The 16,103-nt window shown below is 29.9% G+C and carries 15 protein-coding genes; 3 read left to right on the top strand and 12 right to left on the bottom strand.

The genetic code is table 11. The annotated features are described in order from the left end of the window. Positions 1 to 167 precede the first annotated feature (167 nt). The 7 genes from M6G78_RS04630 to M6G78_RS04600 all read right to left on the bottom strand — a co-directional run bounded on the left by M6G78_RS04630 (position 168) and on the right by M6G78_RS04600 (position 5,788). Positions 168 to 1,184 carry an ATP-binding protein gene (locus M6G78_RS04630; RefSeq protein ID WP_253229738.1) on the bottom strand — a complete coding sequence of 339 codons (1,017 nt, stop codon included), beginning with the start codon at positions 1,182 to 1,184 and terminating at the stop codon, positions 168 to 170. Further along, positions 1,181 to 1,846, bottom strand: a complete 666-nt coding sequence (locus M6G78_RS04625) for a response regulator transcription factor (protein ID WP_253229737.1) — start codon at positions 1,844 to 1,846, stop codon at positions 1,181 to 1,183. Before M6G78_RS04625 ends, M6G78_RS04630 begins: the two co-directional genes overlap by 4 nt. 105 nt (positions 1,847 to 1,951) lie before the next feature. After that, on the bottom strand, positions 1,952 to 3,088 hold the full coding sequence (locus M6G78_RS04620) for a hydrolase (protein WP_253229736.1): 1,137 nt from the start codon (positions 3,086 to 3,088) through the stop codon (positions 1,952 to 1,954). Beyond that, positions 3,085 to 3,405, bottom strand: a complete 321-nt coding sequence (locus M6G78_RS04615) for a hypothetical protein (protein WP_138268433.1) — start codon at positions 3,403 to 3,405, stop codon at positions 3,085 to 3,087. Before M6G78_RS04615 ends, M6G78_RS04620 begins: the two co-directional genes overlap by 4 nt. Positions 3,406 to 3,416: 11 nt before the next feature. After that, entirely contained in the window at positions 3,417 to 4,685 is a 1,269-nt protein-coding gene (locus M6G78_RS04610) for a PTS galactitol transporter subunit IIC (RefSeq protein ID WP_138268432.1), read from the bottom strand. Between the two features lie 31 nt (positions 4,686 to 4,716). Next, positions 4,717 to 5,004 (bottom strand): PTS galactitol transporter subunit IIB, encoded by a 288-nt coding sequence (locus M6G78_RS04605; protein ID WP_138268431.1) that lies wholly within the window; start codon positions 5,002 to 5,004, stop codon positions 4,717 to 4,719. Between the two features lie 22 nt (positions 5,005 to 5,026). Continuing rightward, the gene (locus M6G78_RS04600; protein WP_138268430.1) at positions 5,027 to 5,788 is read right to left on the bottom strand and encodes a DeoR/GlpR family DNA-binding transcription regulator; all 762 of its coding nucleotides are present in this window, start codon (positions 5,786 to 5,788) and stop codon (positions 5,027 to 5,029) included. 278 nt (positions 5,789 to 6,066) lie between these two features. Between M6G78_RS04600 and M6G78_RS04595 the strand changes: the two genes are divergently transcribed. The 3 genes from M6G78_RS04595 (at position 6,067) to M6G78_RS04585 (ending at position 7,977) form a co-directional block, all read left to right on the top strand. Further along, positions 6,067 to 6,522, top strand: coding sequence for a hypothetical protein (locus tag M6G78_RS04595; RefSeq protein WP_138268429.1), 456 nt, complete (start codon positions 6,067 to 6,069; stop codon positions 6,520 to 6,522). Between the two features lie 114 nt (positions 6,523 to 6,636). Then, positions 6,637 to 7,470: a pyridoxamine kinase gene (locus M6G78_RS04590; RefSeq protein WP_253229735.1), complete on the top strand. Its 834-nt coding sequence runs from the start codon at positions 6,637 to 6,639 to the stop codon at positions 7,468 to 7,470. Positions 7,471 to 7,482: 12 nt separating this feature from the next. Next, entirely contained in the window at positions 7,483 to 7,977 is a 495-nt protein-coding gene (locus M6G78_RS04585) for a pyridoxamine 5'-phosphate oxidase family protein (RefSeq protein ID WP_138268427.1), read from the top strand. A 23-nt stretch (positions 7,978 to 8,000) separates the two neighbouring features. Here M6G78_RS04585 and upp read toward each other — a convergent pair whose 3' ends face one another. The 5 genes from upp to ptsP form a co-directional block, all read right to left on the bottom strand. Next, the gene (gene upp, locus M6G78_RS04580; RefSeq protein ID WP_138268426.1) at positions 8,001 to 8,630 is read right to left on the bottom strand and encodes a uracil phosphoribosyltransferase; all 630 of its coding nucleotides are present in this window, start codon (positions 8,628 to 8,630) and stop codon (positions 8,001 to 8,003) included. Between the two features lie 177 nt (positions 8,631 to 8,807). After that, positions 8,808 to 9,884: an MORN repeat-containing protein gene (locus tag M6G78_RS04575; RefSeq protein WP_138268425.1), complete on the bottom strand. Its 1,077-nt coding sequence runs from the start codon at positions 9,882 to 9,884 to the stop codon at positions 8,808 to 8,810. 16 nt (positions 9,885 to 9,900) lie between these two features. Further along, on the bottom strand, positions 9,901 to 11,493 hold the full coding sequence (locus M6G78_RS04570; RefSeq protein WP_253229734.1) for a ClC family H(+)/Cl(-) exchange transporter: 1,593 nt from the start codon (positions 11,491 to 11,493) through the stop codon (positions 9,901 to 9,903). Between the two features lie 246 nt (positions 11,494 to 11,739). After that, positions 11,740 to 13,902: a X2-like carbohydrate binding domain-containing protein gene (locus M6G78_RS04565; RefSeq protein WP_253229733.1), complete on the bottom strand. Its 2,163-nt coding sequence runs from the start codon at positions 13,900 to 13,902 to the stop codon at positions 11,740 to 11,742. A 457-nt stretch (positions 13,903 to 14,359) separates the two neighbouring features. After that, a complete protein-coding gene (ptsP, locus tag M6G78_RS04560; protein ID WP_371922827.1) occupies positions 14,360 to 16,075 on the bottom strand; it encodes a phosphoenolpyruvate--protein phosphotransferase in 1,716 nt (571 codons plus the stop codon). Positions 16,076 to 16,103: the final 28 nt, after the last annotated feature.

Genomic DNA, 16,103 nt, shown 5'->3' with positions numbered 1-16,103 from the left:
TCATACACACTATACGTGCCAGCTACTCCCTTTTATTAGTAAATAATATACATTAAAATACGGAAAAAATCAACAAGAAAATAATTAATTTACAATTATTGTTTGTAAAATTTTTATGTAATATTCCATATGATTAATACATATAAAAAAAGAGTAATATGCTACTTTTAATCATTCATATTTACATAAGAACTTAGAGGAAAAGTAATAATAACGGCAGTCTTTGCATTTTCCTGTGAAAGAATTTCTATTTTATGATATAAGCTGTCGCATAAGGTTTTGCATATATAAAGTCCCATGCCGGTTGATTTATATACCTTTCTGCCATTTTCACCTGTAAAACCTTTATCGAATACTTTTGGAAGATCACTTCTCTTTATTCCTATTCCGTTATCCTCTATGTATAATTGTATACAGTCTTTTTTCTTTATGGTGTATATCCATAATTTTGCTTTTTCTTTTTTTGAATATTTTATACTGTTTAATATAATTTGATTGATTATAAATTCAAGCCATTTACTGTCGGAATTTACATATACATTAAGCCCATTTATTTCAAGACTTATTTTACGTTGTATAAAATCTTTTTTATTTCTTAAAACAGCTGTTTTTACAACATCTTCAAGATTTACTTTTTTTATCACATAATCATTTTCTACATGTTTACATCTTGCATAATACAAAACCTGTTCCACAAGGTTATCTATCTTACCAATTTCCTCTTCTATACTTTCCGTTACTTCGTTTCTGTTATTTTCGATTATCATGGAAGATGTTGCAATTGGAGTTTTTATTTCATGACACCAAAGCTCTATATAATCTTCTAAATCTTCGTTTTTTCTTTTAAACTCATTAACATTTTCTGACATGGATTTATCTACAGTATACAAAACATCATTTAATATCTCTCCTTCAAGAAAATCCGCACTGCCAATAAGTTCGTTTATAAGATACTTCTTATCAAGCTTCTTTAAGTTTCTATATAACCTATTATAAAATCTTTTCTTTTTTTGATAATCTATCATAAAAGAAATAGAAGGTATAATTATCAAAAATATTAATATATTAATTTTTAGTATTACACTTACTTTAAATATAAAAAGAAAGAAAGCCGTTAAGAAAAATAAAAACACAAATAAACCTATGCTAAATGATCTATCTTTTAAATAATCTTTTAACTTCATGATATTATATAACCCTGCCCCCTTTTAGTTTCTATAAAATGTCCAAGCCCTGCGCTTTCAAGTTTTCTTCTGAGTCTGTTTATATTTACTGTCAATGTATTATCATCGACAAATGCATTATTATCCCAAAGATAATCCATAAGAGAATCTCTGGATACTATTTTAGACTTGTTTTTTATCAAAAAATGTAGAATTTTAAGTTCATTTTTACTTAAATCAAACTCTTTGTCATTATAAGTAAATGTGCTTTTTGATAGATTTACCCTAACTCCCATATAAGAAATAGTATCACTTACATTTTTATTTGCTCTTTTTAATAGTGCTTCTATTCTCGCAATTAGTATTCTTGGATTATAGGGTTTTGTAATATAATCATCTGCCCCATAATTTATACATATAAGCTCATCCATTTCCGATGTTCTGCTTGTAAGCATTATTATTGGAATATCCGATGTTTTCCTTACTTCCTTACAGATATACTCACCGTCAATCATAGGTAAATTTATATCCAGTAAAACCAAATCAGAGTCACAATTTATTATTATATCTACACTGTTTTTATAATCAGTTATCTCATCAACATCATAGCCGTTATTGCTTAAATATAAACTAAGTTCATTCCTTAATTTATTATCATCTTCAACTATTAATATTTTAGGCATATCTTTTCTCCTTGTCCTTTTATATTTTAGCACAAGAAATTTTAATCCATGCTTAAAATTTTATTAATGATTGATTAATTTAAAAAAACGGCAGATACTGCCGTTTTAAAATTCAATATTTCTATATAAAACTTTACCGTCTTTTAAAGTAAGCAATGGAATGATTAATCTGTCTGCGTTAAGCTTACCGCCGTATTTATCACTGAATATAAAATCTTTTTCTTTTATTTTTATAATGCATATATCTGCTGCAGTATTTTCTTTTAACGTAGATATATCCTCTAAATGCATCATTTCAGCAGGTCTTTGTATACACATTTTAGCAAGCTCCATAAGAGAAAAACCGAGATTTAAATACATTGACATTGTATAAGGAAGAGAGAATATAGGACGTTCATATACGTTATACGTTACAAGATCTGTACCCAACAAGTCCGGTTTAAATCCTTGTTTCAAGCTTTTGTTAATCATATCAAATGAAAAACTTCCTCTTCCGCTTGCAACATCAAATAAAACTCCTCTTTCTTTTGCCTTAAGAATTTCTTTATGGATTTCACCTTTTTCATTAAAAAGAGTCTGACCTTTTTGCTGATATATGTGAATCCATATATCATCTTTTCTTAAGATATTTGCAATTTCAGTTATGTTAGGTAAATTCTTAACATGCACAGACAATGATAAATTTAATCTGTCTGCAATTTCAACTGCTTTTTCCAAAGGTTTAAGCCCAAGACCTCTCAGCGAATTATGATCCATTCTTATTTTAAGACCGATTATAGTATCTTTATATTTATCGGTATAATATTTTATCATTTCTTCATTAAAATACTTTGGATCTATATTTTCAAAATAATCCTCGGTTATAAGCCCTGTATTTGAAACATTAAGATAACACTTTATGTTCATCATGGAAGTTAATATGACATTTCTATAAAAAGATTCAAACGTAGACCATCCGGAAGAACCTTGATCTATCGCTGAAGTTACACCGCTTGGAAGCATTATTACATCGGGATTTAAGTTTACATCTCCTCCGCCGTAAAAAATATGAGTATGATTTTCTACAAGTCCCGGCATTACATAACATCCACTTGCATCTATCTTCTGCTTATATGAAACACTTTCATCTTTACTTGGCTTATTTACGATCTTATCCTTTATTATATAAATATCTTCCTTTTTCTCTATATTTCTCAAAGGATCAATTATCGTACCATTTTCTATGATAATATCATATTTCATATTTCATTCCCGCTTTCTCTTAACCTTTTATGAGTTGCTTTTGCTTTTAAAAGTTGGTTTTGTATATCCTTTTTCGTTTTTTCCGCTGATATATCACGAATAATTGAAGTAGCATCAATTGTCTTTTTACTTAAATGAATTTTATCATTTAAGGTTACTGCAAAATCATAATCAAAATTGATATTATCAGCATTTTCACTTTCAACCACTGTTACGTTGCTTTCAATAAAAAACTCATTTCCTAAATTATAGATAATATCAATTATTTTATCAACATCATCTTTATTCTTATTAGAAACAAGAAGTACCTCTACCATAATATACCTCCTTAATTAGCAAGCCCAAATAGAGAAAGAATAGGTTTAATGATTAATAATAATGCATGTTCTGGATTTCCGCCTGCAACAAGAGAAGCTCCTTCAGGAAGTGCAACACCTGCCCAGTGTACAAGTTCGGTAATTAGCGGACTTATTGCATTTATAACATATATATGCAAAGTATAGAATATTAGCATTGTAATTATTGTTCTGAATAAATTTCCTTTAGAATAAGCCGCAGCGGGAACACAAAAATATGTAAGACCTGTTAAAGAAACTATAGGTAAAAATCCGTTTCCAGGAAGAAGAACTGCAAGTAAAATTGCAAAAGGAATCATAATTGTTGATGCTGCAATAACTGTAGGATCTCCTATACCAAGAGCACAATCCATACCAATTAATAGAGATCTTCCTTTAAATCTTTTCTTTGTAAATGCTGATGCTGCAGAAGATATTGGAGCTAGTCCTTCCATAAGAAGAGATACCATTCTTGGAAGAAGAACCATTGCAGCTGCAATTCCAACACCTGTATTAAGAATTTGAGCAACAGGAAGTCCTCCTATTAAACTTATTACGATACCAATTACAAAACCTAAAAACATAGGATCGCTTATTCCCTTTAATTTATTTATTTTTGCGGGATTAATATCAAAATCTCTTACTTTTGGTATTAAGTCTATAACTTTATTCACAATAAAAGAACAAATTGCACTTGTCATTATTGCAAGAGTAGTACAACTGGTTCCTTCAAGTCCAAAATACTCCTGCCATGTTTTGGAATCCCAATCTGCAAGCAAAAGAGTTATTATAGAGAATATCGCAGAAACTATAAGACCAACAACAACACTGCCTGAAACTAAATATGCGATTCCTCCTGCAAGAATAAAGTGGAACATATTCCATATATCGATATTTAGAGTTTTTGTAAATTTTAAACTAAGCATAATGACATTAATTAAAATTGCAATTGGAATAACAAGAGCAGCTATCGGAGTTGCCCATGCTGCTGTACCAATTGTTGGGAAACCTACGTCAATAATATTAAAATTAAGTCCTACCTTTTCTGCCAAAGCCGTTGCAGCGGGAGATACGGCATTTGAAAGAAGAGTTATTATAAGATTAATACCTTGAAATCCGATACCAACAAGTAAACCTGAACGTAAAGCCTTAGATAATTTCATTCTAAAGGCAAGCCCTAAAAGTATAAGGAATAAAGGCATAACAACCATTGTTCCAAGAGAATCAGTTACATATTTTACTACTACCAATAATGTATCCATTTTTTTCCTCCTTTAATTAATAAAAACGTTACTATAAATTTTTTACTTTATTAACAAATTTTTCCACAAATTCATCTTCGCCTATTCCTGTAAGAAGCGATGTTGCAGAAAGCACTTCAGTTTTTGAATTTTCTATATTAAATTTACTGGTTACTACTGCAAGGTCAAAATCATCTATAATTCCTTCTAAAGAACTTATTGATGTTTTTGTAAAATTAACATCTAGATTATTATCGCTTACAATATCTTTAAGTTTTTGTTCAACAACAGTTGAAGTAGCAATACCGCTTCCACAGGCAACAACTATTTTTACGCTCATGTTTCTTTCCCCTCCTTTCCTTTTATTTTGCTATTAAAACTCTTACACCTTTTTCTTCAAAGCGTCTTTTAAGTTTTATATCCATACTGTCGGTAATTAAAACGTCTATTTTATCTACATCACAAAGTTTTGCAAAAGACTGCTTTCCAATTTTAGAACTGTCACAAAGAACAATTACTTTATTTGAATTTCTAATCATTTGTTTTTTTATTGCGATTGAATCCAAAAAGTTATACGAAAGTCCTGTATTTATATCTAAACTATCAACGGATAAGAAACATATATCTGCCAAAGTATGTTTAAACAAATCTTCTGCCATAGCTCCAAAAACAGCATATCCCGGCGTTTTTATATAACCTCCGCATATTACAATATTCATACTCGGATATCCGCATAATTTATTGGCAATTCTTATATCATTGGTAACAACAACTATTTCTTTATCATTTAAGAAAGATGCAATTTCATTTGTTGTTGAACCATTGTCTATAATCACAATTTGTTTGTCTTGAATTAATTTTGACGCAAGTTGCCCGATTTTTCTCTTTTCGTTTATTGCCGTCATATTCTTTTTGTAGTAAGGCATTTCATTTAGCATTATATTTTCCGCCGGTATTGCTCCGCCATGATTTTTCTTTATTTTTCCTTTTGACTCAAGTTCTATCAAATCTTTTCTTATAGTCACCTTGGAAACATTAAACTTTTTTGAAAGTTCATTAACCGTAGCTTCTTTTTTTTCGTATATATATTCCAAAATCGCATATTGCCTTTTATTCTTATACATAACTTTTTTAACCTTCTTTATGTTATCTTTAAATAAATTATAACCAAAACAAAATAAAAAGTAAATTGAAAGCGTTTATTTAGCTTGTTTTTTATGCTATTTACTTTCGTTTTATTTCGTTCGTAAGTTTTTTTAGGGATATTTATTTCGCATAGGAAAGTATTATGATACCCAAAAATCTATTAAAATATTTAATATTACAACAATCATAAATCTAATAATTCTCTTTAAGAATTTAAAAATTTATGATATGATAATTACCTGACAGAGGTGAGAAAATGAATACTTTTAAAATGGAAAAGAAAAACAAAAAAGTTTATGTAACTTTTGGACTTATAATATACGTTCTTGGAATTTTATCTATATTTAATACTTTCAGCATAGCAAAAAAAGCAGGAAGAACAGTTGAAGGGCTTGAAATATTTTTTATTGCATTAGTATTTGTAATTGGAACAATAAATATTTTAAAAGCCTTCCTTTCAAAAGTATCCATAAGTGAAGATACAATAACATTTTCAAGCGGTGTGCTCCCTACAAAAACAGTAAAAAAAGATGAAATTGCAGCCATTTACAGACCTTATAACAACAAGTTTGTAATATATAAAAAGAACGGAAAGAAAGTAACAATAAATTATATTTTTGATAACTTAAGAGAATTTCACAACAAGTTAAAAAAATTAAATGTATATATAACTCCAAGCAAACAAAAAGCATTAAATAAAGTAAACAAATAAAAGAGCATATGCTCTTTTTTTATTAAAATAAAATAATCAATATAATTTATCCTTTAAATTTCTCCTTTTGAGTATTATAATGTTAGCAATATATTATTTATCAGGAGAAAGAAAATGGACAAAGACAAAGATATCTTACTTATAAACGACCTGCCGGGAGTTGGCAAAGTTGCATTATCCGCAATGATGCCGATAGTTTCTTCCCTTGGATTTAGAGTGCATAACTTACCAACAGCAATAGTATCAAACACTCTTGATTATGGTTTGTTTGAAATAATGGATATGACAGACTACATGGAAAAGACAATTGATATATGGAATAAATTAAATTTTAAATTCGATTGTATTTGCACAGGATTTATTAACTCAGATCCTCAGGTTGAATTAATAGAAAAAATAATAAAAGACAACAAAGAAAAATCTCCAATAGTAATGGTTGACCCTATTATGGGTGATGACGGCAAGTTATATTTGGGACTTAGCGAAAATGTCGTAAAAAACATGAGAAAAATGTGTTCTATGGCAGATATAGTAACACCAAATTTAACGGAAGCATCTTTTATATTATATGATGAAATGAAAAAAACAGCTTTAACCAAAGAAGAAATAAAAGAGTATATAGATGAATTTAAAAAAATAGGTTCAAAATCTGTTGTAATTACAAGCGTAAAACACAAAGAAGATAATAATTACTATATAGAAGGATATTCACACTTTGAAGACGATTATTTTTCTATTCCTTATGATTATATAAACGTACGTTTCCCGGGAACGGGAGATGTATTCTCAGCGGTTTTAATAACAAAATTCTTAAAAGGACTTACATTAAAAGAATCATGCAAAGCTGCTTCGGATTTTGTAAGAAAGGCTATGGAAAAAGACGAAAAAATCGTTGTAGACAAAAGAATGGGAATGAATATAGAAGATAATCTTCAATTTTTAAAATAAAAGAGGTTTAATATGAGAAGAAAAGACAGAGAAATGGATAAAAATTTTGCCCTTGACGTTTTGAAAAAGTCACCATATGTAGTTTTATCATTAACCGATGAAAACAACAATCCATACTGTATACCAATAAGCATTGTACTTGAAGAAAATCATTTATACTTTCACTGTGCAATGGAAGGAAAAAAGATAGACTTACTTAAAAACAACAATCAAATCTGCATATGCGCTGTATCAAGGTGCAGACCAAAACCTGAAGAGTTTACAATGGAATTTGAAAGTGCAGTTTTATATGGAAAAGCAGAGGAAGTAAAGGAAAAAGAAGAAAAGATACATGCATTAAAATTAATATGCCTTAGATATGCAAAAAGCAATATGGAAATGTTTGATGATGCAATAAACAGAAGTTTAGAAAGAACAAATGTAATAAAAATAAATATAGATGAAATAACAGGAAAAAGAAAAAAATATTCTAAAGAGGGAAAAGAACTTAAATACGGTGAAAATTAAAAAACGCACAAAAGTGCGTTTTTTTATATCGTACCAAAAATTCTATCTCCCGCATCTCCAAGTCCAGGAAGAATATAACCATGTTCATTTAAACATTCATCTATTACAGCAGTATATATATCAACATCAGGATGTTCTTTTTGAAGTTTTTCTATTCCTTCAGGAGAAGATATTATACATAAAAATTTAATATGTTTAATTCCTCTTTCTTTTAATTTATCAATGGCATCAACTGCAGAACCGCCGGTTGCAAGCATTGGGTCAACAACATAAGCGTCCATAGTTTCGTAATTATTTGGCATTTTAAAATAATATTCTTCTGCTTTTAGAGTTCTCTCGTTTCTTTCAAGTCCTATATGACCTACTTTAGCATTTGGAAGAAGTTCAAGCATTCCATCCATCATTCCAAGTCCTGCTCTAAGTATTGGTATAACCGTTATATTATCATTTATAATCTTTTCACCCGTTGTTTCACAAAGGGGAGTTTTTATTTTTTCTTTCTTTGTTTCAACATTTCTTACTGCTTCATAACCGATAAATAAAGATAACTTTTTTACTGTTTCCCTAAAATCTTTTATGTTTGTTTTTTCATCTCTTAAAGTTGATACATAATCTTTAATAATAGGGTGATCAAGGATAATTACTTGTGACATTCCGTTACCTCTCTTCTGTTTTCTATACTAAAAGTATTTTATTATAATAATACCCTAAAGGCAAATATTTAATTATTAAAAATTTCTTACGAAACTATGTTAAAATATTATAAATATTAAACATTACATTTATAAATCAAGAATTTTTTATTATTACAAAAAAGATAAGGCAAAACCTTATCTTTTATTTTTTACTATTTTACCGTTTTTAAATTCCCCTTCGTATGTTTTACCGCTTGGATAAGTGAGTTTACCCTGACCATTATATTCATTATCCTTAAACTCTCCTTCATATATTACCTTATTTGGATATATAAGTTTGCCAATTCCGCTTCTTTTATTATTTTTAAATTCCCCCTCATACAATGCACCGTTCGCAAAATGCATTTTACCAAAACCTTCTATATTATTATTCTTAAATTCTCCTTCATATACTGCTCCATTTGTATAAAATACTTTCCCCTCTCCTTCACGCATACCATTTTTAAAATTACCTTCGTATACCATGCCTCCTGCATATGTAACTCTTCTAAACCCGTCTTGCCACTGCCCTTTTATAGAATTTTCAATATATTCACAGTTTATATCCTTTGTTCTATCTATAAAGGTTTTTGCCAAAGAAGAAGGTTTTTCATGAATACCCACTACATACTTTGTAAAATCATCTATTTTATTATAAGTTGAATTAAACATTATACTTTTGGGAAACATTTCTTTTGCAACATCTGAAATTTCTTTAGGAAAATATAAATCAGCAGCTCCAAACAAATGTAGAATTTCATGAATTACAGAATTATAATTTTCACCATATAATACTGCAAACTCACAAAAATCATAAAAAGACTCTTTTGCACTTATGGCATAACATAGAGATGGTCTCTTAGTAATAAATAAAAATGCCACCTGGTCCACGTCGTATTTTAAATACATCTTATCATGCACATTTTTCAAATTAAGGCAATCAAATCCATTTGCAAAATCTTTTAACCACTTTTCACAGCTTGTTCTTTCAAAAGGATATGATATATTTAAATAATAAGATGAAACGTAATATTCAAAAAATACATTTTCTTCATTTATACATTTCTTTAAATAATCAAATATATCAAATAATTTTTGGCTTTTTTCTTCTATTTCTCCATTCGTCCATTTATATTCATTGTCACTTACATAAACATTAACAAAAAGCAATTTTCCTCTTAATTTTTTTAATGTTCCTATATTCATTCTGGATAAAAGACAGTGAGTTTCCATATATTACCTCTTAACATTAATCAATATACTTTTTCTCTTTTTCACAACACATCTGCGTTAACATTTCATTCATATAATTCATTTCGTTTTCATTTATTAGTACGGTTATAAAGTCTCCGGCTTTTATTTTATTATACCCTCTTGGGATAAACTCTTTATTACCTCTTTCTATTGCTACAAGCAAACAATTATTAGGCCACTGAATTTCATCAAGCCTCTTACCATCAACTTCGCTTTCAAAAGCTATATTATATGTTACTAACATTGTTTCATTGCTTGGCTCTTTAAGTTCTATTTTTTGTTTTTTTAATATATTATCAAGTAAGCTTTCATATATAGGCTCACTTTTAAATATATAAGCAACCACATAAGATATTATGCAGACAAGGCTTATTGATATCATATGAGAAAGAGAGCCTGTCATTTCCGCTATTAATATTATACCAGTAAAAGGTGCTCTTACGGTTGCACAGAAAAATCCCGCCATTGCAAGAATTATAAACTTTTGCGTAAAATCCGCAGAAATACCAATTAGATTTGTGCAAACTACAGCAAAAATAGCACCTATAAAAGAACCTAAAACAAGCAAAGGAAAGAAAATCCCTCCGGGAGCTCCAGAGCCAAAACAAATGGCAGAAAAAATAAATTTTACAATAAGCAAAGTAATAAGTGTTGATAAAATATACTGATTATTTTCAAGTATTTTTACCATTTGATTTCCCCCTGCAAGTACATCTGGAAGAGTAAATGCAAGAATAAATGCAAACACAGTAGGAATTAGTATTTTATATTCGGTTTTTATTTTATTTAGCTTAGCATATATATGCTGAGAATAGACCATAACCTTATTATATATACTACCGCATACTCCAAGTATAACCCCTAGAATAATTATAAGACCAAAATATTTTAATGGGATTGTTTGAAGATTTGTGTAGTGAAATACAGGAGAAAGCCCGAAGATACTTTTTGCAAGAAAATCTGCCGTAATAGATGCTGTCATTACACTTACAATAATTCTTCCGTCAAAATTTTTATGTATTTCTTCCATTGTAAACATAGCCCCTGCCAAAGGAGCATTAAATGCAGCAGCAAGACCTGCGCCTGCACCACATGAAAGATAAACTTTTTCTTTAGTTTTCCCTTTTTTTTGAATTCTTGCAAGAAGTTTTGCAGACATGGCTCCAAGCTGTATGGAAGGACCTTCTCTTCCAAGAGAAAATCCTGATACAATACAAAGAGTTCCTCCTATTATTTTTGCAATTAATACCTTAATTGGATTTTGGGATAAATATCCTTTCATTTCTCCACTTACTTGAGGAATACCGCTGCCGTTCGCCATTGGTTCAAACTTAATTAACTTACCAATAATTAAAGAAAGTAGTATTATAAATACTCCCCAAAAGAACATATACAAAAAATTACCATTTATTGTTTTTATGGTACCAAACAAAAAAGCTTCGGCTTTTGTTAAAAGAAATCTATAAATTATAGCGCTTATCCCTGCAACTAACCCAATAAGAACCCCTTCTAATACAAATTTTATTTGTTCGCTTCCTTTTTTGTTTGAAAGTCTGGTTTTTATATTTTTCGCCATTGTATCGTTCAATGTTTTATCCTCTTATTCATACTTTATTTGATTATATTTTAACACATAAAAATAACAGATATAAATTTTTTTATATGGTTAAATACATATAATAAATTATCATAATATCATTTATACTAAAATATATATATCAATCAAATTTACTTTTAAAGAAATATTAATATATCATTCCTTTAATTTAAAAGGGATGTAAACTTGTTAAATAAAAAAGCACCTTTTATCATATTTAAAAGGTGCTTTTTTTATTTATTTTATATATTTCTTTTTACTTTTGAAACTCACAGCTCCAACTAATCCACAACCGGCAATAATAGATAGTATAGTCCATAATCCAATATTGTTATCATCTCCCGTTTCTGGTGTAATTATTTTATTTTTATCTAATATTTCAAATTCACCAGTTACTTCACCATCTGTATAAATTACAGTTAAAGTATGCTTTCCAACTGATAGTGTATTTAGATATTCCGGTTTTAATGTAATGATAGTACTTCCAGATTTTACTGTATAATTTTTTTCATCAACAGCTTTTCCATCAATTTCAATTCCTACAAATTTTTCAACATCACCATTAACTGTAATACTGATTGAACTACTATCACCTTTAGTCCACTGACTGTTATTTCCTGATATAATATTATAATCTGTAACAGTTTCAATTTTTTCAATCAAAGTTTCACATTTATTTAATATATCATTTAATTCTGTCTTTTCTTCTTCAGTAGCGTTATCAGTATTTATATTTTCTATAATTGTTTTTATTTCTTCAATAGTTGTTTTATCATCAGAAGTTACATTATCAACTGTAATATCTTTAATTGGATCAGCAATGCTTGCAATTGACTTCATAGTAACCGTACATGTTGTGATGTTACCGGCTTTATCTGTAGCAACAATATTATATGTTGTATCTGTATTTCCATCTAAGACAAAACTTTCTTGAACAGAGGCATTATTTAATGTAACAGATTTTAGATTTGCATCAAAAACACTAACACTTTGTGTAGTGTAATAAGTTTCTCCATTAGTTACCCCATTAATAACAGGATATGTAATATCTTCCACACCTTCAACAGTAATTTCTATAGGTTCCGTTACAGAAACAGTATATTGATTATCTTGCTCAATAAGAGCTTCTCCATTTGCTTTTACTGCAAAATTATCTGTTTTTGAGAATCCATCATTAATATTAAGAGAAAAAGCAAGATTATTATCTTGTTGTATATAATCAGGTACTTGAGGACTTAAACTACATATATCCGTATCTATATTTGATACAATTTGATATAAAAGAGCCTGTCCGGCAGGTTTTTCTCCGTTATAAGTACCGCCAAGATTAACCTTTATGCTTCCGTTATTTTGAATATTACCATTACCGGTCATTGTAATTCCCTTAGCAATTGTCAACGAAGTATTTGCAGGAACAGTAAGCTGTTTTCCACTCTCAACTTCAAAGTCATTTTCTAAAATAACATTGCCATAAACAGTTCCGGAATTTCCTTGAAATAAAACCCCAGATGTTTTATTATATGATCCACCATCACTTACGCTAGAAGCAAATATAATACCATTTCCATCAAGTTTTAGAGTTCCACCAGAATAATTATAATTTCCACTTCCAATGCCGGCTCCATTATTTCCACCTTGGGCTTTAATCAAACCGCCATATACAGTAATTACGCCTGCATTGTCATCTTTTCCAACGTTATCTCCTCCACCAATTCCGGCAGCATTATTACCTCCTATAGCAGTAATATCTCCACCATATATATTAACGAAGTTTGAATTTGCAGGTGTACTTCTACCATTTCCAATTCCAGCACCTTGATTAGCACCTTGAGCAATAATTGTTCCACTCATTATATTGATAGTTCTTTTTCCTCCGGCACGACCTCCAATCCCAGGCCAACGATTACCACCTGTAGCATATAATGTACCTGTACCTTCAATTGTTAAAGTCGATGTAACCGTTTCTTGACCAGCAAGCCCCATTTGAATACCTGAAGCTTGTGTACTCGCTCCTGATAAAGTATTTTCTGTACCTTCTGCAAGTATCAATGTAAGATTAGTATTATTATCTAATCCTATAGGTGCAGCATTTGAATTTGTTTGAGTAATACTGGTTCCAGACAATGTAACTGTTGCAGTAGCACCGGCTTCGATTAAAATCCTACGACCACTTCCTCCATTATCACCAACAACTGTTACATTTGCGCCATTGGATATTGTATAAACTCCATCTGCATATGTCCAACCATCTCCTGATGCAGCAGGATTTGTATCTGACATATCAATTACATTTCCTTCACTTAAAGCCATTACCGGCATAGGGCAAGAAAATAACCCTATTACCAATGCCAATGACATAAATAGCACAAAAAATTTATGAGGTACTTTTAATTGTATCATGGAATTTCCTCCTAGAATATTGTCTTTATTTTTTACGACCTATTTTAATTATAGATATGGAATAATTCTAACATGTTTATTTTTTTTGTTCAATATATTTTAATTCTATATGTTGCATAAATATTAATTAAAGATACACTTTATCATAAATAAAAGAATAAATATAAATTTTCTATTAACTATTTAATAATCTATACTACATAAATCTAACAGCCTACAATGAATAAAAAATACAAATTATATATAATGATTAGTAAAAATATAAACATAAAAACTCACAAAATATATTAATATACAATACATTTTAAGTTTAATTAAATATATTTATATCTATGTTATTAACACTGACTATTTATATAAAAAAATAAAAATAGTTACTAAATGATAAAAAATGAATTGATGCAAAAAAAGTGTAACCCCATATTATGAGGTTACACTATCATTTTAATTTTTTTAATTAGTCTAAGTATTTAGCTAAGATAGCTTTTACTTCGTCTTGAGTTTCAGCATTTTCTAAAACTTCGTTAGCAATTTCTTTAGCTTGTTCATATGTAAAGCTTCTTACAACTTTTTTAGCTCTTAAGATAGAAGGAGCTGACATAGAGAATTCATCAAGTCCAAGACCTAATAGTAATAATGCAGCTGTTGGATCCCCTGCCATTTCACCACACATACCTGTGAAGATACCTTCTTTATGAGAAGCATCAATAACGTTTTTAACAAGTCTGATTATTGCTGGTGAAAGTGGTTGGTTAAGTTCTGATAAGTTTTGGTTTTGACGGTCAACAGCTAATGAGTATTGACATAAGTCATTTGTACCAATTGAGAAGAAGTCAACTTCTTTAGCGATAATATCAGCTGTAACAGCAGCAGAAGGGATTTCGATCATGATACCAACTTTGATGTTTTCATCATATTCGATTCCTTTTTCTTTAAGTTCAGCTTTACATTCTTCTAAGATACCTTTAGCTTTTCTAACTTCTTGTACGTTAGAAATCATAGGGAACATGATATGAGCGTTTCCGTATACACTTGCTCTAAGTAAAGCTCTAAGTTGAGTTTTGAACATATCAACGTTTTGGAAGCAAAGTCTTACAGCTCTAACACCTAAGAATGGGTTCATTTCTTCTTCCATTGGAAGATATGGAAGTTGTTTGTCACCACCGATATCAAGTGTTCTGATGATTACCGGTTTGCCGTTCATTCCTTCTAAAACTTGTTTATAAGCTTCAAATTGAACGTCTTCTGATGGCATTTCTTTTGAATCCATGTATAAGAATTCTGATCTGAATAGACCTACACCGTCAGCACCGTATTTGTTTGCACCTTCAAGGTCATTAGGGCTACCGATGTTTGCACAAAGTTCAACTTTGTGTCCATCACTTGTTTCACTTGGCATATCTTTAAGTTTAGCGAGTTCAGCTTGTTCTTGTTTGTAAGCTTCTTGTTTAGCTTCATATTCTTTAATTTCTTCATCTGTTGGGTTAATGATGATGTTACCGTCTGTACCGTCAACGATAATTTTTTCTCCACCTTTAACTTCACTTGTAATATTACCAAGACCTACAACAGCAGGAACTTCAAGTGATCTTGCCATAATAGCTGAGTGAGAAGTTCTACTTCCTTCATCAATAGCAAAACCGATAACTTTATCTTTATTCATTTGAGCTGTATCTGATGGTGTTAAGTCAACGGCTACGATAATTCCGTTTTCACCAACTTGTGATAAATCAGCACTTTCAAGACCTAATAAGTGTCTTAAAATTCTGTCTGCAACGTCTTGACAGTCTGTTGCTCTTGCTTTCATATATTCATCGTCCATAGCCCCGAATATTGCAACGAAACCTTCTGTAACTTCGTTTAATGCTTGTTCAGCAACGATCAATTCATTTTTAATTTTATTTTGGGCTTCACCAATATATCCAGGGTCATCTAAGAACATCATATGAGCAGTAAATACTTCAGCTTCTTCTTCCCCGATTTCTTTAGCTGTTTTTTCTTTTAAAGCTTGTAATTCGGCTCTTGATTTTTCAATAGCGTCATCTAATTTTTTAAGTTCTGCATCAACTGCTGATGCTTCGATTTTGCCCGGTGTTACAACTAAATCTTCCTTTACATATAAGAATACATTACCAATCGCAACTCCAGGCGATGCATTAATTCCTTTCATGATAAAAACCTCTTTTCTTTGTTATAGATAA

Origin of the sequence: Anaerofustis sp. NSJ-163, assembly GCF_024135845.1 — a bacterium.
GTDB lineage: Bacteria > Bacillota > Clostridia > Eubacteriales > Anaerofustaceae > Anaerofustis > Anaerofustis butyriciformans.
The sequence above is the reverse complement of the archived record's forward strand: the minus strand, read 5'-3'. Positions and strand labels throughout refer to the sequence as shown.

Coding starts and splice junctions, on each gene's coding strand:
- M6G78_RS04630 (WP_253229738.1), bottom strand. CDS start 1,184: ATGAAGTTAAAAGATTATTTAAAAGATAGATCATTTAGCATAGGTTTA.
- M6G78_RS04625 (WP_253229737.1), bottom strand. CDS start 1,846: ATGCCTAAAATATTAATAGTTGAAGATGATAATAAATTAAGGAATGAA.
- M6G78_RS04620 (WP_253229736.1), bottom strand. CDS start 3,088: ATGAAATATGATATTATCATAGAAAATGGTACGATAATTGATCCTTTG.
- M6G78_RS04615 (WP_138268433.1), bottom strand. CDS start 3,405: ATGGTAGAGGTACTTCTTGTTTCTAATAAGAATAAAGATGATGTTGAT.
- M6G78_RS04610 (WP_138268432.1), bottom strand. CDS start 4,685: ATGGATACATTATTGGTAGTAGTAAAATATGTAACTGATTCTCTTGGA.
- M6G78_RS04605 (WP_138268431.1), bottom strand. CDS start 5,004: ATGAGCGTAAAAATAGTTGTTGCCTGTGGAAGCGGTATTGCTACTTCA.
- M6G78_RS04600 (WP_138268430.1), bottom strand. CDS start 5,788: ATGTATAAGAATAAAAGGCAATATGCGATTTTGGAATATATATACGAA.
- M6G78_RS04595 (WP_138268429.1), top strand. CDS start 6,067: ATGAATACTTTTAAAATGGAAAAGAAAAACAAAAAAGTTTATGTAACT.
- M6G78_RS04590 (WP_253229735.1), top strand. CDS start 6,637: ATGGACAAAGACAAAGATATCTTACTTATAAACGACCTGCCGGGAGTT.
- M6G78_RS04585 (WP_138268427.1), top strand. CDS start 7,483: ATGAGAAGAAAAGACAGAGAAATGGATAAAAATTTTGCCCTTGACGTT.
- upp (WP_138268426.1), bottom strand. CDS start 8,630: ATGTCACAAGTAATTATCCTTGATCACCCTATTATTAAAGATTATGTA.
- M6G78_RS04575 (WP_138268425.1), bottom strand. CDS start 9,884: ATGGAAACTCACTGTCTTTTATCCAGAATGAATATAGGAACATTAAAA.
- M6G78_RS04565 (WP_253229733.1), bottom strand. CDS start 13,902: ATGATACAATTAAAAGTACCTCATAAATTTTTTGTGCTATTTATGTCA.